A 26,180-nucleotide genomic window follows, 5' to 3' on the forward strand; every position below is an offset into this window, starting at 1 on the left:
AGTGGACTGCGGTTGAATGTGGGAGCGGGCTTGCTCGCGAAGGGGCCTTCAAACTGTACGGATAACTCTGCGCCTAGCTGTAACAGCGCAGCCGCCGCGGTTTGTGGCTAGATGAAGACTCTTCCCACCACCCTGAATTCTGGTCCCCCATCATGTCCTCGCGCGAAAACACCGGCATGGCCCTCGGCCTGCTCGGCGTTGTGATTTTCAGCCTCACCCTGCCCTTCACTCGGATCGTCGTGCAGGAACTGCATCCCCTGCTCAATGGCCTCGGCCGGGCGCTGTTCGCGGCGGTGCCAGCGGCGATCCTGTTGCTGTGGCGACGGGAGAAATGGCCGACCTGGAAACAGGTCAAAGGCCTGACGCTGGTGATCGCCGGGGTCATTCTTGGTTTTCCGGTGTTGTCGGCGTGGGCCATGCAAACCTTGCCGGCGTCCCACGGTGCCTTGGTCAACGGCCTGCAACCGCTGTGCGTGGCGCTGTACGCCGCATGGCTTTCCCATGAGCGACCGTCGAAAGCCTTCTGGGCCTGCGCCGCGTTGGGCAGTGCGTTGGTGTTGGGTTACGCGCTGATCAGCGGTGCCGGCAGCATTCAGGCCGGTGACTTGTTGATGCTCGGGGCGATTGCGGTGGGGGGGCTGGGTTATGCCGAGGGCGGTCGATTGGCCAAGGAGATGGGCGGTTGGCAGGTGATCTGCTGGGCATTGGTGCTGTCGACGCCGCTGTTGATAGGGCCGGTGGTGTATCTGGCGCTGCAACATCAAGGCGAGATTTCGGCGAAGACCTGGTGGGCGTTTGGTTATGTCTCGCTGTTTTCGCAGTTCATCGGCTTCTTTGCCTGGTACGCCGGTCTGGCGATGGGCGGCATAGCCCGGGTCAGCCAAATTCAGTTGTTGCAGATTTTCTTCACGATTGCGTTTTCGGCGTTGTTCTTTGGTGAACACATCGAGCCGATCACCTGGCTGTTTGCTGCCGGGGTGATCGTGACGGTGATGCTGGGCCGCAAGACCACAGTCAAACCAGCGCGAGTGGCCACAGCCTAATCCGTAGTAGCACAGCTTGCTGGCGATGGCGCCTTTGAAATCGCCATCGCCGGCAAGCCGGGCTCCTACAAGGATCAGAGGTAGCCGTCAGCCCGCAGCAGGGTTTCGAGGCAGTGTTCAGTGATCTGATAGAACGCTTTCAGCTCCTGAATCTTCACCAACAGCTGGGCCGGGTCCACCGGCTCGGCGCGTTTGACCGCCAGGATCATCTTGTTCTTGTTGGTGTGGTCCAGCGAGATGAACTCAAACACCTTGGTTTCATAACCGCAGGCTTCGAGGAACAACGCGCGCAAGCTGTCGGTGACCATTTCCGCTTGCTGGCCCAAATGCAAACCGTATTGCAGCATCGGCTTGAGCAGTGCCGGGCTCTGGATCTGCAGGCGGATCTGTTTGTGGCAGCACGGCGAGCACATGATGATCGAAGCGCCGGAGCGGATGCCGGTGTGGATTGCATAGTCGGTGGCGATGTCGCAGGCATGCAGCGCAATCATCACGTCCAGCTCGCTCGGCGCCACGCTGCGCACGTCACCGCACTTGAACACCAGCCCCGGGTGCTCGAGTTTTGCCGCAGCGGCGTTGCACAGGTTGACCATTTCTTCGCGCAGCTCGACACCCGTCACCACGCCTTCGGCGTTCAAGGTGTTGCGCAGGTAGTCGTGGATGGCGAACGTCAGATAACCCTTGCCCGAACCGAAATCCGCTACCTGCACCGGCTTGTCCAGCGCCAGCGGTGAGGTGGTCAGCGCATGGCTGAAGACTTCGATGAACTTGTTGATCTGCTTCCACTTGCGCGACATCGCCGGGATCAGCTCGTGCTTGCTGTTGGTCACGCCAAGGTCGGCGAGGAATGGCCGGCTCAAATCGAGGAAACGGTTTTTCTCGCGGTTGTGCTCGGCGGACGGCACTTCACGCAATTGCTGAGGTTTGCTCTTGAACAGTGAAGACTTGCCCTTTTTGCTGTATTCGAGCTGGGCTTCGTCGGTCAATGACAGCAAATGCGCATTTTTGAACGAAGCCGGCAGCAGCGCGGCGAGGGTCGCGACGCCTTCGGCCAGCGGCAGGTTCTTGGTGATGTCGCGGGTTTTGTAGCGGTAGACGAAGGACAGGCAAGGCTGATCCTTGACCGTCAGCTGCTTGATGATCAGGCGCTGCAAATCCGCTTCGGTGCCGACGTACTTGGCCAGCACCAGTTTGATGAAGGCATTGGCGTCGAGGCTGGTTTGCAGCAGGTCGATGAACTGCGCGTGGTGATCCGGCGCGAGGCTGGCGGGAGTGGCGGTGACGGACATGGGCAAAACGGCCTCGGGCGGAGCGAATCGGGGAATGGCGGGTATTTTAGGGGGGATGTCGATGCAGGGCACGGGTAATTTCCCGAACGGCACGAATGCTGGGCAAGACTACATAAGTGCCGGGTAGGCTTTTGTGGCGAGGGAGCTTGCTCCCGCTGGGTCGCGAAGCGGCCCCAAAACCAGCAGCTGCGGTCTGTCAGACAAACAGAGTGGACGGTTTTGCGACTGCTGCGCAGTCGAGCGGGAGCAAGCTCCCTCGCCACAATGAGTGTGTCAGATTGACTGATGAAGCCTGGTCAGCCCAACACCACCAACCGGTTCGGCAGTTCATTGCGCACCTGCGTCACCGGCACGTGCACTTTGAGCAACTCGCCACACGCCTCAATGCAGGTCACGAACCCTTGCAACGTCTGTCCCTGTTTCACCTGCTGGGTGAACGCCGCCACAATCGAATCCCAGTTCTTGTTGTCCAGCCGTTTGGAAATCCCTTCATCCACCAGGATTTCCACATAGCGCTCCGCTTCGCAGACAAAAATCAGCATCCCGGTGCTACCGACTGTGTGGTGCAGGTTCTGCTCCAGGAATTGCCGGCGCGCCAGGTTCGAGGCGCGCCAGTGCCGTACTGAGCGCGGGACCAGGTGCGTGGTGACTTTCGGGAGGCGGAACACCAGACACAGCACGATGAAGGTGATCCATTGCACCAGCAGCAGACTGTGCAAGGTCAGCCAGCCGCTGAGGTAATGCACGATCCCCGGCACCATCAGCGCCAGCAGGCTGGCCCACAGCAGTGGAATGTACGCATAGTCATCGGCGCGGGCGGCGAGCACGGTCACCAGTTCGGCGTCGGTATCGCGCTCGACCCGGGCAATCGCCTCGGCGACTTTGCGTTGTTCGTGTTCAGTCAGTAATGCCATGTTGAAAAGTGCCTGCTCATTATTGTTATCACCAGCCGCCCGACGAACCGCCGCCCCCGAAACTGCCCCCGCCGCCGCTGAAGCCCCCGCCTCCACCGCCGCCACCAAAACCACCACCGCCGAAACCACCGCCCGATCCGCCCGAGCCCCCTCGGCCGGCGGGCAGAAGCCCGAGCATCTGCAACACAAAAATCGTCAGGATGAACAGCATCACCAGAAACACGAAGACGCCGGGATGGCGCGCCACGAAGTCGCTGTCCTCATTCCCTCGCGGCTCATAGACCGTCGAGGGTTCATCCAGCGGACTGCCGCCCAACACCACCAGCATCGCCGCGACCCCGTCGCTGATGCCTTTGCTGAAGTTGCCAGCCTTGAACGCCGGGGTGATCACTTGATTGATGATCACCGAACTTTGCGCGTCGGTCAGGCGATCTTCGAGGCCATAGCCGACTTCGATGCGCAATTTACGCTCATCGCGCGCGACGATCAGCAGCGCGCCGTTATTTTTATCCTTCTGGCCAATGCCCCAGGCACGCCCCAGTTGGTAGCCGAAGTCCGCGATATCGGTGCCTTGCAAGTCCGGCAACGTGACCACCACCAACTGCTCGCCGGTGGCGCTTTCATGGGCCTGAAGTTGCTGTGTCAGTTGCTCGCGCACCGACGGCTCGATCATCTGGGCGTTATCGACCACCCGCCCGGTCAACGGCGGAAACTTCAACTCGGCCTGCGCCGTCAGGGCACACACCCAGAGCAACAGCATCAGCCCCACTTTCAACACGCGCATTGGCAACCTCATCCGTGGTGATGCTTTTAGCCGGTCAGAACTTTACCTGAGGCGCCTTATCGGCATCCGGAGTGGTCGCCTCGAAGGTTTCGCGAATCGGCAAATCGCTGTACATCACGCTGTGCCACAGGCGACCGGGAAAGGTACGAATCTCGGTGTTGTACTTTTGCACCGCAAGGATGAAATCACGACGGGCCACGGCGATGCGATTCTCGGTGCCTTCAAGTTGCGACTGCAAGGCGAGGAAGTTCTGGTTAGCCTTGAGGTCCGGATAACGCTCGGAGACCACCATCAAACGGCTCAAGGCGCCGGTCAGTTGATCCTGGGCCTGCTGGAACTGTTTGAGCTTTTCCGGGTTATCCAGGGTCTTGGCGTCCACCTGAATCGACGTTGCCTTGGCCCGTGCTTCGATCACCGCGGTCAGGGTTTCTTCTTCATGCTTGGCATAGCCTTTGACGGTTTCCACCAGGTTGGGGATCAAGTCGGCGCGGCGCTGGTACTGGTTCTGCACCTGGCCCCACGCGGCCTTGGCCTGCTCGTCGAGGGTCGGAATCGTGTTGATGCCGCAGCCCGCGAGCAACGTGGTCAGCAACATCAAGGCTGCAACCTGCAGGCTCGAGCGATAGTGGTGTCTTGCATTCATCTGGGTCACTCCCCTGGCACATTCCGTTGAAAAACCAATCACACCCTTCTGACCGGGCACTTGGGGCATAATCTGTCGCCGCCACTGGATTGCATCGAGCCAATGGGCTAAAAGATGCCCCTGCACAAAAAACACGCAGAAGTGTGCTGCATTTACCTGAACAACAATAGTCGCTCCCTAACTTTTGGCTGACCGGCGCGTATTCACGGCCGTTTAGGCTTTTGAGAAAACTATTCATGAAGAAGCTGTGTTTGCTGGGCCTGTTCGTCAGCCTGGCCAGTCATAACGTATTGGCCGCCACGACGCCCGCACCTCTGGAGAACAAGGACGCCTTCATCAGCAACCTGATGAAGCAGATGACCCTCGATGAAAAGATCGGCCAATTGCGCCTGATCAGCATCGGCCCGGAAATGCCACGCGAACTGATCCGCAAGGAAATCGCGGCCGGCAACATCGGCGGCACGTTCAACTCGATCACCCGCCCGGAAAACCGTCCGATGCAGGACGCGGCCATGCGCAGCCGGTTGAAGATCCCGATGTTCTTCGCCTACGACGTGATCCACGGCCACCGCACCATTTTCCCGATCCCGCTGGCCCTGGCCTCGAGCTGGGACATGGACGCCATTGGCCTGTCCGGGCGCATCGCCGCCAAGGAAGCCTCATCGGACGGCGTCGACCTCACCTTCGCGCCGATGGTCGACATCTCCCGCGATCCGCGTTGGGGCCGTACGTCAGAAGGCTTCGGTGAGGACACTTATCTGGTGTCGCGCATTGCCGGCGTGATGGTCAGAGCTTTCCAGGGCTCAGGCGCCAACTCGGCCGACAGCATCATGGCCAGCGTCAAGCACTTTGCCTTGTACGGCGCGGTCGAGGGCGGTCGCGACTACAACGTCGTCGACATGAGCCCGGTCAAGATGTACCAGGACTACCTGCCTCCGTACCGCGCGGCGATTGACGCCGGTGCCGGCGGGGTGATGGTTGCCCTGAACTCGATCAACGGCGTGCCGGCCACCGCCAATACCTGGCTGATGAATGACCTGTTGCGCAAGGAGTGGGGCTTCAAAGGCCTGGCGGTCAGCGACCACGGGGCGATTTTCGAGCTGATCAAACACGGTGTGGCCGCTGACGGTCGCGAAGCCGCGAAGCTGGCGATCAAGGCCGGCATCGACATGAGCATGAACGACACCCTGTACGGCAAAGAGCTGCCGGGGCTGTTGAAGGCAGGCGAGATCGAGCAAAGCGACATCGACAACGCCGTGCGTGAAGTGCTCGCCGCCAAGTACGACATGGGCCTGTTCAAGGACCCGTACCTGCGCATCGGCAAGGCTGAAGATGATCCGGCCGACACCAACGCCGATAGTCGTCTGCACCGCGCCGAGGCCCGCGATGTCGCGCGCCGCAGCATGGTGTTGCTGAAGAACCAGGGCGAAACCCTGCCGCTGAAGAAAACCGCAAAAATCGCCTTGGTCGGTCCACTGGCCAAGGCACCGATCGACATGATGGGCAGTTGGGCCGCCAACGGTCGCCCTGCGCAATCGGTCACGCTGTTCGACGGCATGACCGCTGCACTGGGTTCGCAATCGGCGCTGATCTACGCCCGTGGCGCCAACATCACCAGCGACAAGAAGATGCTGGATTACCTGAACTTCCTCAACTTCGACGCCCCGGAAGTGGTGGATGATCCGCGTCCGGCCAACGTGTTGATCGACGAAGCGGTGAAAGCGGCCAAGGACGCTGACATAGTGGTGGCAGCGGTTGGCGAATCCCGTGGCATGTCGCACGAATCGTCGAGCCGCACGGACATCAACATTCCGCAAAACCAGCGCGAACTGATCCGCGCCTTGAAAGCCACCGGCAAGCCACTGGTGCTGGTGTTGATGAACGGCCGTCCGCTGTCGATTCTCGAAGAGAAAGAACAGGCTGACGCGATTCTGGAAACCTGGTTCACCGGCACAGAAGGCGGCAACGCCATCGCCGACGTGCTGTTCGGCGACTACAACCCGTCGGGCAAACTGCCGATCACCATCCCGCGCTCGGTGGGTCAGATTCCGACCTACTACAATCACCTGAGCATTGGCCGGCCGTTCACGCCGGGCAAACCGGGCAACTACACCTCGCAGTATTTCGATGACACCACAGGTCCCCTGTTCCCGTTTGGTTTCGGTTTGAGCTACACCGATTTCAGCCTGAGCGACATGGCCCTGTCGTCGACCACGCTGAACAAGACTGGCAAGCTCGACGCCATCGTCACGCTGAAAAACACCGGCAAGCGTGACGGAGAAACCGTGGTGCAGTTGTACATCCAGGACGTGACCGGCTCGATGATCCGGCCGCTCAAGGAACTGAAGAACTTCCAGAAAGTCATGCTCAAGGCCGGCGAACAGAAAGTCGTGCACTTCACCATCACCGAGGACGACCTGAAGTTCTATAACACCCAGCTCAAGTTCGCTGCCGAGCCGGGCAAGTTCAACGTGCAGATCGGCCTGGACTCCCAGGACGTGACGCAGCAGAGCTTTGAATTGCTGTAATCCCCCAGGCAACGCATACCCAATGTGGGAGCGGGCTTGCTCGCGAAAGCGGAGTGTCAGTCGACATCATCGTTGACTGACACGCCCCCTTCGCGAGCAAGCCCGCTCCCACATTTGATTGGGGTTGCATACAAACTTTGTAATCGCCGCTGTACCCCTGCGCGAGCAAGCTCGGCTCCTACAGGGGTTTTGCGGTGTGGTGGCTATCCGCGGCGATCCAGCAGATTCACCACCAGCCGATCCACCCATCCCCAGACCCGTTGCTTGACCCGCCGCCACAGCGGTCGGCGCTGCCATGCCTCCAGGCTCACTTCCTGGCTCTGCGCAAAGTCCCGTTCAAAACTCCCCGCCACTGCCAGCGTCAGCCCTGGGTCCAGCGCTTCAAGGTTGGCTTCCAGGTTGAAGCGCAGGTTCCAGTGATCGAAATTGCACGAGCCGATGCTCACCCAATCATCGATCAGGACCATTTTCAGGTGCAGGAAACACGGCTGGTACTCGAAGATTTTGACCCCGGCCTTGAGCAGTCGCGGGTAGTAGCGATGTCCGGCGTAGCGCACTGACGGGTGATCGGTGCGTGGCCCGGTCAACAACAGGCGTACGTCAACACCCCGGGCGGCGGCTCGGCGCAACGAGCGGCGGACTTTCCAGGTCGGCAGGAAGTACGGCGTCGCCAGCCAGATACGTTGCTGGCCGCTGTTCAACGCGCGAACCAGCGATTGCAGAATGTCACGGTGCTGGCGGGCGTCCGCATAGGCCACCCGGCCCATGCCTTCACCCACCGACGGTACTCGCGGCAGGCGCGGCAAACCGAAATGCGAAGCCGGTTTCCAGGCGCGCCGATGGCGGTTGGCGATCCATTGGCGGTCGAATAGCAACTGCCAGTCAATGACCAAAGGCCCGGTGATTTCCACCATCACTTCGTGCCATTCACTGGTGTCTTCACCCGGCGTCCAGAACTCATCAGTGACCCCCGTGCCACCGACCACCGCCAGACTTTGATCGACCAGCAACAGCTTGCGGTGATCGCGGTAGAAGTTGCCGACCCAACGCCGCCAGTTCAGGCGATTGTAGAAACGCAGTTCGACCCCGGCCGCCGTCAGGCGCTGACGCAAGGTCAGGGTGAACGCCAGGCTGCCATAGTCATCGAACAGGCAGCGCACGCGCACACCGCGCTCGGCTGCCGACACCAGGGCTTGCACCATGGCTTCGGCGCAGGCGCCCGCCTCCACCAGATACAACTCCAACTCGACCTGTTCTTCGGCGCGGGCAATCGCGACCAGCATGCGTGGGAAAAACTGCGGACCGTCGATCAGCAGCTCAAAGTGGTTACCTTCACGCCAGGGAAAGATTGCGCCGGCCATGGTCAGCGCGCCGTGAAAATCAGTACCGCACCCACCGGTACCGACAGGCTGATGGCCGACAAATCGGCGACCTTGCGCAACACTTCCAGCCCGGGGGCCAGATCAAAATCTTCGGCATTGATCACCAGCGGCTCCAGCGTTACCACTTGAAAGCGTCGGTCATCGAGACGCGTCGCCAACAGTTCGGCGTTGTATTGATGGTGCTTGCCATGCAGGTTGACGGTCAGCGGCAAGCGCAACTCCAACTGTGCGCCGGGCGCGAGGTCGTTGATCGGGCGCAGATCAATCTGTGCGGTGATCAACGCTTCGGGAAAGGTCTGGATCTCGAAAAGCTCCTTGCGCATGCGTTCATCGCGCAACGGGATGCCACTGTTCACCGACTCCAGCTCGACTTCCACCTCGGCCAGGCCTTTGGCGTCGACCTTGCCGTGCAGCACCAGAAAACGCTGCACTTCGGAGAGGTTGGCGTTTTTGGTGCTGATGAACGACAACCGCGAGGACTCGCCGTCCAGATACCAATCGGCATGGGCCGACAGCGTGGCACAGGCCAACAGCAGGAACGCGAGGGTTTTACAGAGGGAGCGGTTGAACATAGAGACTCATTTGCAGATAAACCTGCACGAACCTTAACCGCCCGTGAGCAAGATGCAAACTGTCCGTCACTGCCACTGAGCATTTGTGGCGAGGGGGCTTGCTCCCGCTCGGCTGCGAAGCAGCCGCAAAACCAGCATCCGCTTTCTGACTGGAGAAACCAGTTTGATGATTTTGGGAGCGCTTCGCACTCCAGCGGGAGCAAGCTCCCTCGCCACAAAAGCCCCCTCGCCACAGAAAGCTGCAGCGCAATCACTATTGCAGGCGGCAGCCTTGGCGTTCACCCATCCACACAGCACTGTTGCTGCGGCCCATGCCGCTGACCGTGACGCGTTTGCTGGAGGCGTCATCGACAAAGCGGCTGGTGGGCAGCCACTGCTTTACGTAGCTGTGGCAATACCGGGCCTCGTTGTTCATCACATACCGACACGAGCAATATTCCTTGGCAGTGTAGGCGCTGATGATGTCGGGGAACGCCCACAGCGCCACGCGCTCCTGCCAGATCCAGCCGAGCAGCGCGAGCAGCAATACCAGGAACAATGCGCTGAACGGTCTACTCCGAAGAAAACTCATGGCTGCACCTTCTGAGCAAAAGCCTTGAGCGCGAGTCTGAGCAAATCGTTGTGCTGGTAGCTCTCGTCGCGATCATCGCCATAGCGCACGATCACCAGGTTTTCGCTGGGGATCACGTACATCGCCTGGCCCCAATGGCCCAGTGCGGCGTAGGTATCGGCGGGAGCATCGGGCCAGGGTTGCGCGGCGCCATCCACCGCGCGATTGAGCCACCATTGACCGCCGGGAACGGCGTCATCCTGATGGGCTTTGTAGTGAGCAAACGGCTGGCGATTGAAGGCGACCCAGTCTTCAGGCAGCAATTGACGACCCTGCCAGCGACCGTCGCGCGCCATCAACAGACCGACTCGCGCCAGATCCCGAGCCGTCAGGTAGGCGTAAGACGACGCGACGAAAACACCGGTGGCATCGGTTTCCCAGACGGCGTGGTGAATGCCCAAGGGGTCGAACAGCGCGGTCCAGGGATAGTCCGGATAACGTTTCGGACCGACGATGGTTTTGAGGGCGGCAGCCAGCAGACCACTGTCACCACTGGAGTAACGAAAAGCCTGATCGGGCTTGGCGTACTCGGCATGCTCGGCGGTGAACGCGGCCATGTCCTGATGTCCACGGGTGTAGAGCATCGCCACCACCGAAGATTTTAACGGGGCGTATTCATAGTCTTCCTGCCAATCCAGCCCCGAAGCCCAATGCAGCAGGTCAGCCATCGTCACGTCGGGGTGTTTTTTCATCGGCGGATAAAACGTCTGCACCGGGTCCTGGAGTTTGAACAGTCCTTCGCCATACGCCACTCCCAGCACCGTGGCCATCAAGCTTTTGCTGATGGACCAGGTCAGGTGCGGCGTGTCGGCGGTGGTCGGGCCGGCGTAGCGTTCGTAGATCAATTGTCCGTCGCGAATCACCAGCAAGGCGTCGGTGCGGATGCCTGTTCGGGTGCTGTCGTCGCGGGGTGGAAAGGCATAGGTTTCCAGGGCTTGAAGCGCTGGCCCGGTGATGACCGGGCCGGTTGACCATTGCTCGGCTGGCCAGTTTTCGGCGTGGGCCGGGTGGCTGAGCAGCAGCATGACAATCAGGGACAAGCCTTTGAACATGGCGTGGGCTCGGGAGGATTAACTTGCTGAGCCTAGTTGAGGTTGATGACAGTTTTTGGGTTTGTGTTGCTCTGGAGGCCGCCTTCGCGAGCAAGCCCGCTCCCACATTAGATCTGCGTCATCTACAAATCTAATGTGGGAGCGGGCTTGCTCGCGAAGGGGCCAGTCAACTCAATGAAGATCCCGCTAATGCCTTGGCCAACCGCTTCCCCCGGGCCCCCGCCGCCAACTCCATCACCGCCTGATCCCGCTGCCACATCGCCGCCCAATGCGGCGACCCATCGGCCAGCGCCTGATCGATCTCGACCTTGAGCCCCTCGAACTGCGCAAACAACCCACCCAGCAACACATGCCCGGCCGCATTGTTCGGCGCCTGCCGGCTGACTTCCGCGCACCCGGCCAGCAACGCCAGTATCCGCAACTGCAATGCTTGCGGCCAGTCACTGTCCTGTCCAATGCCATACAACCACGCCGTCATCGCGCTCAATACGTACACATCTTCAAGGGTGCGGAACGGTTTGACGTAAGCATCCCAGCCATCCCCCGCCAACAACTCGCACTGGGCATTGTCGAGAAATAACCGACCATGACTGATGTCCGGCATCAGCGCGATCGCCGGCAGTTTTTCCAGACGCACTCCGGGCTCACCGGGATAGACCACCGCCAGGCTCAGGCGTACAGGGTCTCCGGGCGCTTCACTGCGGGCCGCGATTAGCAGCCATTCGGCGGCATCACCGGCGGTGACGAAATCCTTGCGCCCGCTCAGGCGTAAATCGGTGAGGCGGGTGTGCATGTCCGCCGGTCGCAGGCTGCGCTGTTCAGTCGCACACAGCGCGCCGAGGCTCAGCGGTGCGCTCGGCCAGAGCATGCGCAACGCCGCCTGATACCCCACCAGAAACGCCAGCCCCGGCGTGGCCATCAAACGCCCGCCAGCCACGGCCAGTTCAAACGGCGTCACCATGCCCAACTGGTGCAATAAGGTCACGAAACCTTCCGCCAGATCTGCGTTGGCGGGCAGGCGTTCGTGGCGGTTCAACAGGTTTTGCCAGGGCATAAGAGGCTCCTCGTAGGCTGTCATATAAGCATCACCAAAGCTTAATGGCGATGACACCGGGGCTACATAGCCTGACCTTGCACAAAACGGCTGCATAAAGAAAGTCGATCCGCTGTAACCCAAGACGGGTGAGCAGCCCGCACGGAGAATCGCCATGACTCAGATCGCCCGCATCCGCGACACCGGCAACGACCGCCGACTGCAAGCCGAACGCCTGATCGGCAGCCAAGCCTTGCAGGAAGCCCAGGCCTTGCGCTTCAACGTGTTCAGCGGCGAGTTCAACGCCAAGCTGAAGGGCGCTGAGCTGGGTCTGGACATGGATGACTATGATGTTCATTGCGCCCACATCGGCGTGCGTGACTTGAATACCGGGCGCCTGGTGGCGACCACCCGTTTGCTCGATCACACGGCGGCCGGCAGCCTGGGCAAGTTCTACAGCGAAGAAGAATTCAGCCTGCACGGCCTGGTACATCTCAAAGGCCCGATCCTGGAAATCGGCCGCACCTGCGTCGACCCGGCCTACCGCAACGGCGGCACCATCGCCGTGCTTTGGGGTGAGCTGGCCGAAGTATTGAATGAGGGCGGCTACAGCTATTTGATGGGCTGCGCGAGCATCCCGATGCAGGACGGCGGCATTCAGGCCCACGCGATCATGCAGCGCCTGCGCGAACGCTACCTGTGCACCGAACACCTGCGCGCCGAGCCGAAAAAGCCGCTGCCGACCCTGGATATCCCTTCCAACGTGATCGCCGAAATGCCGCCGCTGCTCAAGGCCTACATGCGCCTCGGCGCGAAGATCTGCGGCGAGCCGTGCTGGGACGAAGATTTCCAGGTGGCCGACGTGTTCATCCTGCTCAAGCGCGACGAGCTCTGCCCGCGTTACGCCAAGCACTTCAAGGCGGCCATGTGATGAGCCGCTTGCGGGTGTACGCGCGGATTGCGCGAGTATTGGTGGTGGTCGCATTCGGTTTGAGCATGGCCAGCCTGTTCGGGCTGTTCGAGCGCACGGGCATCGCCCACTCGATGGTCCGCCGCCAACGCTGGTCGCGGTTTTTCATGGCGCGGTTGAGCAATGCCCTGCCCTTCCAGGTCACCGTTCACGGTGAACTACCCAAGCAACCGATGCTCTGGGTCAGCAATCACGTGTCCTGGACCGACATCCCGCTTCTGGGCATGCTCACGCCGCTGTCATTCCTGTCCAAGGCCGAAGTGCGCACCTGGCCGGTCGCAGGCTGGTTGGCGGCAAAGGCTGGCAGTCTGTTTATCCGTCGTGGGTCGGGCGACAGTCAGCTGATCCGCAAACAAATGACCCGCCACCTAGAACAGGAGCATCCGCTGCTGATGTTCCCGGAAGGCACCACCACCGATGGCCGTTCGTTGCGCACGTTTCATGGGCGCTTGCTGTCGGCGGCGATTGATTCAGAGGTGCAACTACAACCGGTGGCGATTCGTTACCTGCGTGACGGTCAGCTCGACACCCTGGCACCGTTCATTGGCGATGATGATCTGCTGTCGCACTTGATGCGCTTGTTTGCCAATGACCGGGGGGATGTGGAGATTCACCTGCTCAAGCCGATTGCTTGCGAAGGACGCGAGCGTGCGGCGCTGGCGTTCGAAGCGCAGCAAGCGGTGCAGAAAGCGTTGTTTGGGGCGACTCCGGAGAAGCAACAAATCCCGATGCGACCCGCTATCGCTGCTTAAACACCTGTCTAATGTGGGAGCGGGCTTGCTCGCGAAAGTGGTACATCAGTCGACATTAATGTTGAATGACACACCGCTTTCGCGAGCAAGCCCGCTCCCACATTAGTTCTATGTTGTTGGGTAGTTTTGGGCGAAGGTCTGAAGCTGCGGGTAGAACAACCTGAAGTCTTCACTCAACGGTTCATACAGCATCCGCAATTCCTGCATGGCCCCCGCCAGTTCCTCCGGCCGGGTCAACCGTCGGGAAATCCCCCGCAGCACCTGTTCCAGCACCTCGAACTCCTGATACGACCCCAACCAGTCATTCGCCACCATGTGCGGCGCGATTCTCGCCAGGCGTTCCGGCAACTGCGGCTCGGCCGCCAGCACCCTGTACACATCCGACGTGAACAGTTCCAGTGGCCGGTCGGCGTACAACGTCCAGTCCCGTGCCAGGCAGTGGTCGAAAAACACGTCGAGCACGATCCCGGCGTAACGCCGGCGCGTGGTGGAGAACCGCGACAACGAAATATCCACCAGCGGATGACGGTCGGTAAACACATCGATGCTGCGATGCAGCTGGATGGCCGCTTCGATCTCCGGCGCGAATTGCCCTTGCAGCTGTCCTTTGACGAAATCGCCATAGAGACTGCCGAGCCATTGGCCGGGACGCTGGCCACCGAGATGAAGATGTGCGAGATAGTTCATGGGCGCAGCTTAGCACTGCACCTTTGGATCTTTACACCCCACGTATCGTTATAACCCGATATACCGAATTGTTAGCGGCTCAGAGCCAAATCATATTTGTATATCGCGAAATACCGATTTAAAGTTCGCCTTATCGCGATATAGCGTTTTAACCATCACGAGCTCACCCCCATGACCATTAATCTCGACGAAATAATAAAAGCCCTGGCACACCCAGTACGGCGAGAAATCCTGCACTGGCTCAAAGACCCGACCGTTGAATTCCCGGACCAGTCACACAGCAATGAGCACGGTGTTTGCGCCGGGCAGATCGATCAACGTTGCGGCTTGTCGCAGTCCACGGTATCCGCGCACCTGGCGACCCTGCAACGCGCCGGCCTGATCAGCAGCCGCAAAGTCGGCCAGTGGCATTTTTTCAAACGTAATGAGGAAACCATCCAGGCATTCCTCAAGACCTTCAGCAACGAGCTCTGACCCTTTACGTCAGTCAGCCGAAAAGGAATTAAACAATGCCCCTCTCGCTCCTCATTCTGGCCTTGAGCGCCTTCGCCATCGGCACCACCGAGTTCGTCATCATGGGCTTGTTGCCCGACGTGGCGGCGGACCTCGGTGTGTCGATCCCCGGCGCCGGCTGGCTGGTGACCGGTTACGCCTTGGGCGTGGCCATCGGGGCGCCGTTCATGGCGCTGGCCACCGCCCGACTGCCGCGCAAGGCCGCACTGGTGGCGTTGATGGGGATCTTCATCATCGGTAACTTGCTCTGCGCCCTCGCCGGTGACTACAACGTGTTGATGTTTGCACGCGTCGTCACAGCCCTCTGCCACGGTGCCTTCTTCGGTATCGGTTCGGTGGTGGCAGCAGGTTTGGTGCCCGCCAACAAACGCGCTTCGGCCGTGGCCTTGATGTTCACCGGCCTGACCCTGGCCAACGTGCTCGGCGTGCCACTGGGCACCGCGCTCGGTCAACAGGCTGGCTGGCGTTCGACCTTCTGGGCCGTGACGGTGATTGGTGTGATCGCCCTGATTGGCCTGATCCGCTTCCTGCCGGCCAAGCGCGATGAAGAAAAACTCGACATGCGCGCCGAACTGGCCGCGCTCAAGGGCGCCGGCATCTGGTTGTCCCTGAGCATGACCGCGCTGTTCGCCGCGTCAGTCTTCACCCTCTTCACTTACGTCGCGCCGCTGCTGGGCGAAGTCACCGGTGTCTCGCCACGTGGCGTGACCTGGACCCTGATGCTCATCGGCCTGGGCCTGACGGTTGGCAACATCATCGGCGGCAAACTGGCGGACAAAGGCATGGCCGCGACGTTGATCGGCGTGTTCATCAGCATGGCCGTGGTCTCCACCGTACTGACGTGGACCAGCGTTGCGCTGATCCCGACCGAAATCACCCTGTTCCTCTGGGCCACCGCGTGTTTTGCCGCCGTGCCTGCCCTGCAAGTGAACGTGGTGACCTTTGGCAAAGCGGCACCGAACCTGGTGTCGACCTTGAACATCGGCGCTTTCAACATCGGCAACGCACTGGGTGCCTGGGTCGGCGGCAGCGTCATCGCCCACGGCTTCGGCCTGACCAGCGTACCTCTCGCGGCTGCCGCACTGGCGGTACTCGCCCTGCTGGTGACCCTGATTACTTTCCGCCAGAGCGGCAATCCCGAACTGGCTCCAGCGACTCGCTAATCCACTTAAACCTCACTAGGGTGCTTTCATGACGACTATTTTCGATCCGATCAAACTGGGCGACATCGAGTTGGCCAACCGCATCATCATGGCGCCGCTGACCCGTTGCCGCGCCGACGAAGGCCGCGTGCCGAACGCATTGATGGCTGAGTACTACGTCCAGCGCGCTTCCGCCGGCCTGATCCTCAGCGAAGCCACGTCGGTCACGCCAATGGGCGTCGGCTACCCGGATACCCCGGGCATCTGGTCCAACGACCAGGTCCGCGGCTGGGCTAACGTGACCAAAGCGATCCACGGCGCGGGTGGCAAAATCTTCCTGCAACTGTGGCACGTCGGCCGGGTGTCCCACACGTCGTACCTGAACGGTGAGGCACCGGTCGCACCGAGCGCCATCCAGCCAAAAGGTCACGTCAGCCTGGTTCGCCCATTGGCCGACTATCCAACGCCGCGTGCCCTGGAAACCGCCGAGATCGCCGACATCATCGACGCTTACCGCACCGGTGCCGAGAACGCCAAGGCCGCGGGTTTTGACGGTGTGGAAATCCACGGCGCCAACGGTTACCTGCTCGACCAGTTCCTGCAAAGCAGCACTAACCAGCGCACCGACAACTATGGCGGTTCCCTGGAAAACCGTGCGCGCCTGCTGCTGGAAGTGACCGACGCTGCCATCGAAGTCTGGGGCGCCGGCCGCGTGGGTGTGCACCTGGCACCGCGCGCTGACTCCCATGACATGGGCGACGACAACCTGGCGGAAACTTTCACCTACGTCGCTCGCGAACTGGGCAAGCGTGGCATCGCCTTCATCTGCTCCCGCGAAAAAGAAGCCGGCGACAGCCTCGGCCCACAACTGAAAGAAGCCTTCGGCGGCCCGTACATCGCCAACGAACGCTTCACCAAAGACAGCGCCAACGCCTGGCTGGCCAGCGGCAAGGCTGATGCGGTCGCCTTCGGCGTGCCGTTCATTGCCAATCCGGACTTGCCGGCCCGTTTGAAGGCCGATGCGCCGCTGAACGAAGCACGTCCAGAACTGTTCTATGCAAAAGGCCCGGTCGGTTACATCGACTACCCGGCGCTGTAAGCATCAGTCACTGAACTGCAAAAAGCCCCGACTCGTGAGAGCCGGGGCTTTTTGTTTTTAAGGTGGCGTGATCACACACATTCACACCCAAGACACAAAATCCCTACAAAATACGGTGCTCGCTACCTGTCATCCTGGCGAGCGTGAGTATATAAAAGCACCCCATGGAATCGGCACCCGCCTCGAAAGTTGACGTTCGCGAAGCCAATTACGCATTTTGTTTCATTTGCGCAGGCTTGGGCTCAAGCGCAGCATGTCCAGTCCGGTCTCGACCCAACGTTCCGCTTCGGCGTGCAATTGAAAGCTGTCGGGGGCCAGCAGCCACTGGTACAGAATACCGTCGATGTAAGCGTGCAGGCTGATGGCTGCGCGCGCCGTGTCGAGGTCTGCGGGCATTTGCCCTCGATTCACGGCATTACTCAGGGCCAGGCCGATTCGCACCTTGCAATCAAGGCTGGCCGTCAGGCGCTGTTGGCGCAGATCGCACATTTCATCGGTGAATTCGCACTTATGAAACAAAATCTCATTAATGCGTCGGGTTTTCGGGTCCAGTGCAACTTGATGAAACAAATGAATCAGCAGTTTGCGCATGCAGCCGAGCGGATCGAGTTCCTCTTCGCTTTCACTGGCCCTGGCCATTTCATCCAGTGGCTCATGCAAGGTATCCAGCATGGCCTGCACCAGATCGGCCTTGTTGCTGAAATGCCAATAGATCGCACCGCGAGTCACGCCGGCCAGGGTCGCGATGTCCGCCAGCGTCGTGCGCGCCACGCCCCTTTCATAAAAGGCTTTCTCTGCCGCTTCGAGTATCTGGGCGCGGGTTTCTTGAGCTTCCTCTTTGGTGCGACGGACCATGGCAGTAAAACCTCAATCTGGATGCTTCAGTGATGTCTGAACATCAGCTGAATAAAAGTGGGGCGATCGCTCTTGGGCGCCGTCCCCGTCTTAGAATTAAAACCTTCGAACGGCTTTTGTAGCGAATCGGGTACGCAGCCAAGGTGTTTACAAACAACCATGAACGTAAGTATATTCCTTAGCAAGCTACTTATCCACTTAGCACCCTATTTTTACCTTTCCACCTTTCTAGTGCGCACTTTGCGCGCCTGACCCGAGGATTTTCATGCAATTTAAGCCAGCTGTTACCGCTCTGGTCACTGCCGTCGCTTTGGCAACGCTGCTCAGCGGATGCAAAAAGGAAGAGGCAGCACCAGCCGCACCGCCTCCTCAGGTCGGCGTCGTTACCCTGCAACCGCAAACGTTTACGCTGACATCCGATCTGCCGGGCCGTACCAGCGCATATCGCATCGCCGAAGTGCGCCCTCAGGTGAACGGCATCATTCTCAAGCGCATGTTCAAGGAAGGCGGCGACGTCAAGCTTGGCCAACAGCTCTATCAGATCGATTCGTCGGTGTATGACGCCACACTGAAAAGTGCCGAAGCCAACCTGCAACAGACCAAGTCGATCTCCGACCGCTACAAGCAACTGGTCAACGAACAAGCCGTCAGCCGTCAGGAATACGACACGGCAGTGGCCAACCGTCTGCAATCGGAAGCTGCCCTGCAAACAGCCCAGATCAACGTACGCTACACCAAGGTCTACGCGCCGCTGTCCGGTCGTATCGGCCGCTCGAACGTGACCGAAGGCGCGCTGGTCACCAGCGGCCAGGCCGATCCGATGGCAGTGATCCAGCAAATAGACCCGATCTACGTCGACGTGACGCAGTCCTCGGTGGAATTGCTGCAACTGCGCCGCGAACTGGAAAGCGGTCGCCTGCAAAAGGCTGGCGACAACGCGGCGACTGTCAAACTGACCCTCGAAGACGGCAGCCAGTACAAGCAGGACGGCAAGCTCGAATTCTCCGAAGTCTCGGTTGACCAGACTACCGGTTCCGTGACCCTGCGCGCCGTGTTCCCGAACCCGGAACACACCCTGCTGCCGGGCATGTTCGTGCACGCCCAGTTGCAGTCCGGTGTCAACGCAGCAGCGATTCTGGCCCCGCAACAAGGCGTGACCCGTGACCTGAAAGGCACCCCGACCGCCCTGGTCGTCGGTGCTGACAACAAGGTCGAGCTGCGTCAGCTCAAGGCCAGCCGCACCGTCGGCAGCCAATGGCTGATCGAGGACGGTCTGAAAGCAGGCGATCGCCTGATCACCGAAGGGCTGCAATTCGTCAAGCCTGGCATTGAAGTCAAAGCCACTGAAGCGACTAACGTTGGCGTTAAGAACCCGGCCCCCGCACAGGCAGCTGATAAGGCTTCCAGCGGCAAAGGGGAGTAAACCATGTCGAAATTTTTTATCGACCGTCCGATTTTCGCCTGGGTAATTGCCCTGGTGATCATGCTGGTCGGGGCACTATCGATCCTCAAGCTGCCGATCAACCAGTACCCGAGCATTGCGCCTCCGGCGATCGCCATCTCTGTGGCCTATCCGGGTGCTTCGGCACAAACGGTGCAGGACACCGTGGTACAGGTGATCGAGCAACAGCTCAACGGTATCGACCATTTGCGTTATGTGTCTTCGGAAAGTAACTCCGACGGCACCATGACCATTACCGCGACCTTCGAACAAGGCACCAACTCCGATACCGCGCAGGTTCAGGTCCAGAACAAGCTGAACCTGGCCACCCCATTGCTGCCGCAAGAAGTGCAGCAGCAAGGTATCCGCGTGACCAAGGCGGTGAAGAACTTCCTGTTGGTCATCGGCGTGGTCTCGCGTGACGGCAGCATGACCAAGGACGACCTGTCCAACTACATCGTGTCGAACATGCAGGACCCGATCTCGCGGACCGCCGGTGTCGGTGACTTCCAGGTGTTCGGTTCCCAGTACGCCATGCGTATCTGGCTCGACCCGGCCAAGTTGAACAACTTCAACCTGACTCCGGTTGACGTCAAAACCGCCATCGCCGCGCAAAACGTGCAGGTCTCGTCCGGTCAACTCGGTGGTTTGCCAGCCCTGCCCGGCACACAGCTGAACGCAACGATCATTGGCAAGACGCGTCTGCAGACCGCTGAGCAGTTCAATAAAATCCTGCTCAAGGTCAACAAGGACGGTTCCCAGGTTCGCTTGAAAGATGTCGCCGACGTTGGTTTGGGTGGTGAAAACTACAGCATCAACGCCCAGTTCAACGGCGCTCCGGCGTCCGGCCTGGCCGTGAAGCTGGCCACTGGCGCCAACGCCCTGGATACCGCCACAGCCCTGCGCAAGACCATCGACGACCTCAAGCCGTTCTTCCCGCAAGGGATGGAAGTGGTGTTCCCGTATGACACTACTCCAGTGGTGACCGAGTCGATCAAAGGCGTGGTTCACACCCTGGTCGAAGCCGTCGTGCTGGTGTTCCTGGTGATGTTCCTGTTCCTGCAAAACTTCCGCGCCACCATCATCACCACGATGACGGTGCCGGTGGTGTTGTTGGGTACGTTCGGCATCCTCGCGGCCGCCGGTTTCAGCATCAACACCCTGACCATGTTCGGTATGGTCCTGGCCATCGGCTTGCTGGTGGACGACGCGATCGTCGTGGTGGAAAACGTCGAACGGGTCATGAGTGAAGAAGGCCTGTCACCCAAGGAGGCCACCAAAAAATCCATGGGGCAGATCCAGGGCGCACTGGTCGGTATCGCCATGGTGCTGTCGGCGGTACTGCTGCCCATGGCGTTCTTCAGCGGCTCCACCGGCGTGATCTACAAGCAGTTTTCGATCACCATCGTTTCGGCCATGGCCTTGTCGGTACTGGTTGCACTGATCTTCACGCCGGCGCTTTGCGCCACCATGCTCAAGGCCATTCCGAAGGGTGAGCACGGCACACCCAAGCGTGGCTTCTTCGGCTGGTTCAACCGTAATTTCGACCGTGGCGTAAGAAGCTATGAGCGCGGCGTGGGCAGCATGCTCTCGCGCAAGGCCCCGTACCTGCTGGCCTATCTCCTCATCATTGTCGGCATGATCTGGTTGTTCACCCGGATTCCGACGGCGTTCCTGCCCGAAGAAGACCAGGGCGTACTGTTCGCCCAGGTGCAGACGCCGGCCGGTTCTACCGCCCAGCGGACCCAGGTGGTCGTGGACGAGATGCGTGAATTCCTGCTGCGTCCGGGCAAGGATGGCGGTGAAGGCGATGCGGTGAACTCGGTGTTTACCGTGACCGGCTTCAACTTCGCCGGTCGTGGCCAGAGCTCGGGTATGGCGTTCATCATGCTTCGGCCATGGGACGAACGTAACGCCGACAACAATGTGTTCAAAGTCGCGGCCCGTGCCCAACAGCACTTCTTCACCTTCCGCGATGCCATGGTGTTTGCCTTTGCGCCACCGGCGGTCCTGGAGCTGGGTAACGCCACCGGTTTCGACGTGTTCCTTCAGGACCGCGCCGGTATCGGTCACGAAAAACTGATGCAAGCACGCAACCAGTTCCTCGGCATGGCAGCGCAAAGCAAGATTCTGACTCAGGTGCGTCCGAACGGCCTGAATGACGAACCGCAATACCAACTGGAAATCGATGACGAGAAGGCCAGTGCTCTGGGCATCACCATCGCCGATATCAACAACACCCTGTCGATCGCGCTGGGCAGTAGCTACGTCAACGACTTCATCGACCGTGGTCGAGTGAAGAAGGTGTACGTGCAAGGCCAGCCTGGTTCGCGTATGAGCCCGGAAGACCTGAAGAAATGGTATGTGCGCAACAGCGCCGGCACCATGGTTCCGTTCTCGGCGTTTGCCAAGGGTGAATGGATTTACGGCTCGCCGAAGCTGGCCCGTTACAACGGCGTGGAGGCGATGGAAATCCTCGGTTCTCCGGCACCGGGCTACTCCACCGGTGAAGCCATGGCCGAAGTCGAAGCCCTTGCCGCGAAGCTGCCGGCAGGTGTCGGTATTTCCTGGACCGGCCTGTCGTACGAGGAACGCTTGTCCGGTTCTCAAGCGCCAGCGCTGTACGCCCTGTCGCTGCTGATGGTGTTCCTGTGTCTGGCGGCGCTGTATGAAAGCTGGTCGATCCCGATTGCGGTGATGCTGGTGGTGCCGCTGGGGATCATCGGTGCACTGATGGCGACCAGCCTGCGTGGCCTGTCCAACGACGTGTACTTCCAGGTGGGTCTGTTGACGACCATCGGTCTGGCGGCGAAAAACGCCATTCTGATTGTCGAATTTGCAAAGGAACTGCATGAACAAGGGCGTAGCCTGCGCGATGCGGCGATTGAAGCCTGCCGGATGCGTCTGCGACCGATCATCATGACCTCGCTCGCCTTCGTTCTCGGCGTGGTACCCCTGGCGATTTCCACCGGTGCAGGTTCGGGTAGCCAGCATGCCATCGGCACCGGGGTGATTGGCGGTATGATCACCGCCACCGTTCTGGCGATCTTCTGGGTCCCACTGTTCTTCGTCACTGTGTCGTCCATCGGTCAGCGCAAAAAAGTCGACCAGGATGACGCCACTGAAACTCCTAAAGAGGCTGGCCAATGAGCAAGTCGCTACTCTCCCTAGCCGTTGCCGCGTTTGTGCTCGGTGGTTGCTCGCTGATACCCGATTATCAGCAGCCCGCAGCACCGGTGGCAGCCCAATACCCGCAGGGCCCGGCGTATTCGCCGGCCCAGGCGCCAAGCCAGGCGGCGGCGGAGCAAGGCTGGAAGCAGTTTTTCCATGACCCGGCCCTGCAACAGCTGATCCAGGTCGCACTGGAAAACAACCGTGACCTACGTGTCGCGGCGCTGAACATCGACGCCTTTGCGGCTCAGTACCGCATCCAGCGTGCCGACCTGTACCCGGCCGTTTCGGCCAATGGCACCGGCAGCCGTCAGCGCGTTCCGGCTGACGCTTCGCAGACCGGTCAGGCGGGCATCACCAGCTCCTACTCGGCCACGGTCGGCATCAGTGCCTATGAACTCGACCTGTTCGGTCGGGTTCGTAGCCTCAGCGAAGAAGCGCTGCAGCAATACTTCGCCACTGAAGAAGGTCGACGCAGCACTCAGCTCAGCCTGGTGGCCAGCGTGGCCAACGCCTATCTGGCCTGGCAGGCTGACAAGGAACTGCTGAAAGTCACCCAGGACACCCTCGGTGCGTTCGAGGAGAGCTACAAGCTCACCGCGCGCAGTGCCGAAGTCGGTGTAGCCTCGGCGCTGGACCTCGCCCAGTCGCGCACCTCGGTGGAAACCGCCCGGGTTCAACTGGCGAAGTACACCCGCCAGGTCGCTCAGGATCAAAACAGCCTGGTGCTGCTGCTCGGCACCGGTATCCCGGCCAACCTGCAAGCCGCCAAACCGCTGTCTGACGACTTGCTGAGCGACGTGCCCGCCGGTCTGCCATCAGACTTGCTGCAACGTCGTCCAGACATCCTCCAGGCCGAATACAACCTCAAAGCTGCCAACGCCAACATCGGCGCGGCACGGGCTGCGTTCTTCCCGAGCATCAGCCTGACGGCCAACGCCGGCACCCTGAGCCCGGACTTGTCCGGTCTGTTCAAGGGCGGTTCGGGCACCTGGCTGTTCTCGCCGCAGATCAACCTGCCAATCTTCAACGCCGGCAGCCTGAGCGCCAGCCTGGATTACTCGAAAATCCAGAAAGACATCGGCGTGGCGAACTACGAGAAGTCCATTCAAACGGCCTTCCAGGAAGTCGCCGATGGCCTGGCCGCCCGTAAAACTTACACCGAGCAGTTGCAGGCGCAACGTGACAACGTCACCGCCAACCAGGAGTACTACCGCCTAGCCGAGCGTCGTTACCGCATTGGTGTCGACAGCAACCTGACCTTCCTCGATGCCCAGCGTCAGCTGTTCAACGCGCAACAAGTGCTGATCACCGACCGTCTGGCGCAGTTGGTCAGCGCGGTCAATCTGTACAAGGCACTGGGTGGTGGCTGGAACGAGCAGACCGCCAAGGTCGAACCGCTGAAAGAAGAAGCGCCGAAGATGAAGATGTTCTGATAGCGCTGTGACAAACAGGAAGCCCACCTTTTGGTGGGCTTTTTGTTGGGTGCGGGAAAATGTGTGGTGTGTTCACTGGCCCCTTCGCGAGCAAGCCCGCTCCCACATTTAATGAGGTTCCTGCAGAAGGATGCGGTCAAATGTGGGAGCGGGCTTGCTCGCGAAGGGGCCAGCACCAGCAACATAAATCATGGGTGATCTTACGTTCGATAATCGCCCAAAACCCGCTTTCAGCAATTGAACCATCCAGTACATTACCCGCACCATTCTTCGCACAAGACCAACAACATCAGGTTCAACGTCATGCCCCCGCGCCCTGCCATGTCCGGTTGATTGCGCTGCGTTTTTTTCAATCGATCAAATCTTTGTCTGCACCCCACGGTTGCGGCATCACCCCGTTTCATCCCCAACAATTAGAGAGACCCGAGCCCATGACGCCTTCCACCGCGCAGTATTTCTTCCCCGGCTTTCTGGCCATTGCAGTGGCCGGCGCGGCCCTGCCCGCCCAGGCCGAGGAAGCGGGTTTCATCGACGGCGCCAAGGTCAACCTGAACCTGCGCAACTTTTACATCAACCGCAATTTCACCAACCCGACCAAGGCCCAGGGCAAGGCTGAAGAGTGGACGCAAAACTTCATCCTCGACGCCAAATCCGGATTCACCCACGGCACTGTCGGTTTCGGTATGGATGTGTTGGGTTTGTACTCGGTGAAGCTCGACGGCGGCAAAGGCACGGGTGGTACACAGTTGCTGCCGCTGGACCATGACGGTCGCCCGGCGGACAACTTCGGTCGCACCAACGTCGCGTTCAAGGCCAAGTTGTCCCAGACCGAGGTGAAAGTCGGTGAATGGATGCCGGTGCTCCCGATCCTGCGTTCGGACGATGGTCGCTCGCTGCCACAAACTTTCCGTGGAGGCCAGATCACCTCGAAGGAAATCGCCGGCCTGACGCTCTACGGCGGCCAGTTCCGCGCCAACAGCCCGCGCGACGACAGCAGCATGAGCGACATGTTTATGAACGGTAAACCGGCCTTCACCTCCGACCGATTCAACTTCGAGGGCGGCGAATACACCTTCAACGACAAGCGCACTCAGATCGGCCTTTGGAATGCCGAACTCAAGGACATCTACAGCCAGCAATTCGTCAACCTGATCCACAGCCAGCCACTGGGCGACTGGACCCTGGGCGCGAATCTCGGTTTTTTCTACGGCAAGGATGACGGCAGCGCCCGCGCCGGTGATCTCGACAACAAGACCTGGTCCGGCCTGTTCTCAGCCAAATACGGCGGCAACACCTTCTACGTCGGCCTGCAAAAACTCACCGGTGACAGCGCCTGGATGCGCGTCAACGGCACCAGCGGCGGCACCCTGGCCAACGACAGCTACAACGCCAGTTATGACAACGCGCAGGAAAAATCCTGGCAGGTACGCCACGACTACAATTTCGTCGCCCTCGGAATTCCGGGTCTGACCCTGATGAACCGCTACATCAGCGGCGACAACGTCCACACCGGCACCATCACCGACGGCAAGGAATGGGGCCGCGAATCGGAACTGGGCTACACCGTGCAAAGCGGCGCGCTAAAGGACTTCAACGTCAAATGGCGCAACTCGACCATCCGCCGCGATTTCAGCAACAACGAATTCGACGAGAACCGGTTGATCGTCAGCTATCCGATCAGCTTGCTGTAAACACCTGGAGTGAGCCGGCTCGCGATTGCGGTGTGTCATTCAATAACCATGTCGACTGATACACCGCCTTCGCGAGCAAGCCCGCTCCCACATTTAACCGAGTTCCCTCAGGGAGAATGCGCTCGAATGTGGAGCTTGCTCGCGAAGGCGTCAGCACAGACACCAAAATAACCGAATTTTACTCCCGCGATTCAACCCCCAACTCATCCCAAACCGACTCCGCCAAATGGAACGTCGCATTCGCCGCCGGGATGCCGCAGTAGATCGCGCTCTGCATGATCACTTCCTTGATCTCGCCACGGGTCACGCCGTTATTGGCGGCGGCGCGCAGGTGCAGTTTCAGTTCTTCGTTGCGGTTCATGCCGATCAGCATGGAAATGGTGATCAGGCTGCGGGTGTGACGCGGCAGGCCCGGGCGGGTCCAGATATCACCCCAGGCGTGGCGGGTGATCATCTCCTGAAATTCCGAGTTGAACTCGGTCAGGGTGGTCAGGCTGCGGTCGACGTGAGCGTCGCCGAGTACTGCGCGACGGACTTTCATGCCCTCGTCGTAACGTTGTTTTTCGTCCACAA

23 protein-coding genes are annotated in these 26,180 nt (G+C 60.1%); 11 read left to right on the forward strand and 12 right to left on the reverse strand.

From position 1 onward, the window contains the following. The first annotated feature begins 152 nt into the window (after positions 1-152). Entirely contained in the window at positions 153-1,043 is an 891-nt protein-coding gene (locus EAH78_RS04385) for a DMT family transporter (RefSeq protein ID WP_140666114.1), read from the forward strand. A gap of 74 nt (positions 1,044-1,117) precedes the next feature. On the opposite strand, the gene EAH78_RS04390 is transcribed toward EAH78_RS04385, so the two are convergent. From EAH78_RS04390 to EAH78_RS04405, 4 genes are all read right to left on the reverse strand, one after another. Next, positions 1,118-2,332, reverse strand: coding sequence for a class I SAM-dependent methyltransferase (locus tag EAH78_RS04390; protein ID WP_140666116.1), 1,215 nt, complete (start codon positions 2,330-2,332; stop codon positions 1,118-1,120). 296 nt (positions 2,333-2,628) lie between these two features. Then, positions 2,629-3,246, reverse strand: a complete 618-nt coding sequence (locus EAH78_RS04395; protein WP_140666118.1) for a TPM domain-containing protein — start codon at positions 3,244-3,246, stop codon at positions 2,629-2,631. Positions 3,247-3,274: 28 nt separating this feature from the next. After that, positions 3,275-4,030, reverse strand: coding sequence for a TPM domain-containing protein (locus EAH78_RS04400; protein ID WP_140666120.1), 756 nt, complete (start codon positions 4,028-4,030; stop codon positions 3,275-3,277). Between the two features lie 34 nt (positions 4,031-4,064). Next, positions 4,065-4,673, reverse strand: coding sequence for a LemA family protein (locus tag EAH78_RS04405; protein ID WP_140666122.1), 609 nt, complete (start codon positions 4,671-4,673; stop codon positions 4,065-4,067). Between the two features lie 236 nt (positions 4,674-4,909). Between EAH78_RS04405 and bglX the strand changes: the two genes are divergently transcribed. Beyond that, positions 4,910-7,201, forward strand: coding sequence for a beta-glucosidase BglX (gene bglX / locus EAH78_RS04410; protein WP_140666124.1), 2,292 nt, complete (start codon positions 4,910-4,912; stop codon positions 7,199-7,201). Between the two features lie 203 nt (positions 7,202-7,404). Here the strand turns inward: bglX and EAH78_RS04420 are convergent, their stop codons facing one another. The 5 genes from EAH78_RS04420 to EAH78_RS04440 form a co-directional block, all read right to left on the reverse strand. Continuing rightward, positions 7,405-8,562: a phospholipase D-like domain-containing protein gene (locus tag EAH78_RS04420; protein ID WP_140666126.1), complete on the reverse strand. Its 1,158-nt coding sequence runs from the start codon at positions 8,560-8,562 to the stop codon at positions 7,405-7,407. Positions 8,563-8,564: 2 nt separating this feature from the next. Then, positions 8,565-9,155 carry a YceI family protein gene (locus EAH78_RS04425; RefSeq protein ID WP_140666128.1) on the reverse strand — a complete coding sequence of 197 codons (591 nt, stop codon included), beginning with the start codon at positions 9,153-9,155 and terminating at the stop codon, positions 8,565-8,567. Positions 9,156-9,408: 253 nt separating this feature from the next. After that, a complete protein-coding gene (locus EAH78_RS04430; protein WP_140666130.1) occupies positions 9,409-9,726 on the reverse strand; it encodes an amidase in 318 nt (105 codons plus the stop codon). Continuing rightward, positions 9,723-10,817, reverse strand: coding sequence for a serine hydrolase domain-containing protein (locus EAH78_RS04435; protein ID WP_140666132.1), 1,095 nt, complete (start codon positions 10,815-10,817; stop codon positions 9,723-9,725). The genes EAH78_RS04430 and EAH78_RS04435 overlap by 4 nt, the downstream gene beginning before the upstream one ends. 166 nt (positions 10,818-10,983) lie before the next feature. Beyond that, positions 10,984-11,871 carry an acyl-CoA dehydrogenase gene (locus EAH78_RS04440; RefSeq protein ID WP_140666134.1) on the reverse strand — a complete coding sequence of 296 codons (888 nt, stop codon included), beginning with the start codon at positions 11,869-11,871 and terminating at the stop codon, positions 10,984-10,986. 154 nt (positions 11,872-12,025) lie between these two features. Between EAH78_RS04440 and olsB the strand changes: the two genes are divergently transcribed. Continuing rightward, entirely contained in the window at positions 12,026-12,781 is a 756-nt protein-coding gene (gene olsB, locus EAH78_RS04445; protein ID WP_140666136.1) for an L-ornithine N(alpha)-acyltransferase, read from the forward strand. Beyond that, on the forward strand, positions 12,781-13,572 hold the full coding sequence (locus tag EAH78_RS04450) for a lysophospholipid acyltransferase family protein (RefSeq protein WP_140666138.1): 792 nt from the start codon (positions 12,781-12,783) through the stop codon (positions 13,570-13,572). Before olsB ends, EAH78_RS04450 begins: the two co-directional genes overlap by 1 nt. A gap of 108 nt (positions 13,573-13,680) precedes the next feature. Here EAH78_RS04450 and EAH78_RS04455 read toward each other — a convergent pair whose 3' ends face one another. Continuing rightward, the gene (locus EAH78_RS04455; RefSeq protein WP_140666140.1) at positions 13,681-14,259 is read right to left on the reverse strand and encodes an ACP phosphodiesterase; all 579 of its coding nucleotides are present in this window, start codon (positions 14,257-14,259) and stop codon (positions 13,681-13,683) included. Positions 14,260-14,430: 171 nt separating this feature from the next. Between EAH78_RS04455 and EAH78_RS04460 the strand changes: the two genes are divergently transcribed. The 3 genes from EAH78_RS04460 to EAH78_RS04470 are packed head-to-tail and all read left to right on the forward strand — an operon-like array spanning position 14,431 to position 17,013. Continuing rightward, a complete protein-coding gene (locus EAH78_RS04460) occupies positions 14,431-14,733 on the forward strand; it encodes an ArsR/SmtB family transcription factor (RefSeq protein WP_140666142.1) in 303 nt (100 codons plus the stop codon). 35 nt (positions 14,734-14,768) lie between these two features. After that, a complete protein-coding gene (locus EAH78_RS04465; RefSeq protein WP_140666144.1) occupies positions 14,769-15,935 on the forward strand; it encodes an MFS transporter in 1,167 nt (388 codons plus the stop codon). A gap of 28 nt (positions 15,936-15,963) precedes the next feature. Next, complete coding sequence (locus tag EAH78_RS04470; RefSeq protein ID WP_027925598.1) at positions 15,964-17,013, forward strand: alkene reductase; 1,050 nt, start codon at positions 15,964-15,966, stop codon at positions 17,011-17,013. A 222-nt stretch (positions 17,014-17,235) separates the two neighbouring features. On the opposite strand, the gene emhR is transcribed toward EAH78_RS04470, so the two are convergent. Beyond that, positions 17,236-17,868 carry an efflux system transcriptional repressor EmhR gene (gene emhR, locus EAH78_RS04475; RefSeq protein ID WP_140666146.1) on the reverse strand — a complete coding sequence of 211 codons (633 nt, stop codon included), beginning with the start codon at positions 17,866-17,868 and terminating at the stop codon, positions 17,236-17,238. A 265-nt stretch (positions 17,869-18,133) separates the two neighbouring features. Between emhR and EAH78_RS04480 the strand changes: the two genes are divergently transcribed. The 4 genes from EAH78_RS04480 (at position 18,134) to EAH78_RS04495 (ending at position 25,607) form a co-directional block, all read left to right on the forward strand. Further along, positions 18,134-19,291: an efflux RND transporter periplasmic adaptor subunit gene (locus EAH78_RS04480; RefSeq protein WP_140666148.1), complete on the forward strand. Its 1,158-nt coding sequence runs from the start codon at positions 18,134-18,136 to the stop codon at positions 19,289-19,291. A gap of 3 nt (positions 19,292-19,294) precedes the next feature. Beyond that, a complete protein-coding gene (gene emhB, locus EAH78_RS04485) occupies positions 19,295-22,459 on the forward strand; it encodes an efflux RND transporter permease subunit EmhB (RefSeq protein WP_140666150.1) in 3,165 nt (1,054 codons plus the stop codon). Continuing rightward, complete coding sequence (gene emhC / locus EAH78_RS04490; RefSeq protein WP_140666152.1) at positions 22,456-23,916, forward strand: efflux RND transporter outer membrane subunit EmhC; 1,461 nt, start codon at positions 22,456-22,458, stop codon at positions 23,914-23,916. The genes emhB and emhC overlap by 4 nt, the downstream gene beginning before the upstream one ends. 431 nt (positions 23,917-24,347) lie before the next feature. After that, complete coding sequence (locus EAH78_RS04495) at positions 24,348-25,607, forward strand: OprD family porin (RefSeq protein WP_140666154.1); 1,260 nt, start codon at positions 24,348-24,350, stop codon at positions 25,605-25,607. Between the two features lie 178 nt (positions 25,608-25,785). Here the strand turns inward: EAH78_RS04495 and pcaC are convergent, their stop codons facing one another. Then, positions 25,786-26,178, reverse strand: coding sequence for a 4-carboxymuconolactone decarboxylase (pcaC, locus tag EAH78_RS04500; RefSeq protein ID WP_140666156.1), 393 nt, complete (start codon positions 26,176-26,178; stop codon positions 25,786-25,788). Between the last annotated feature and the right edge of the window lie 2 nt (positions 26,179-26,180).

The sequence above is a fragment of the Pseudomonas arsenicoxydans genome (assembly GCF_006438915.1).
GTDB lineage: Bacteria > Pseudomonadota > Gammaproteobacteria > Pseudomonadales > Pseudomonadaceae > Aquipseudomonas > Aquipseudomonas arsenicoxydans_A.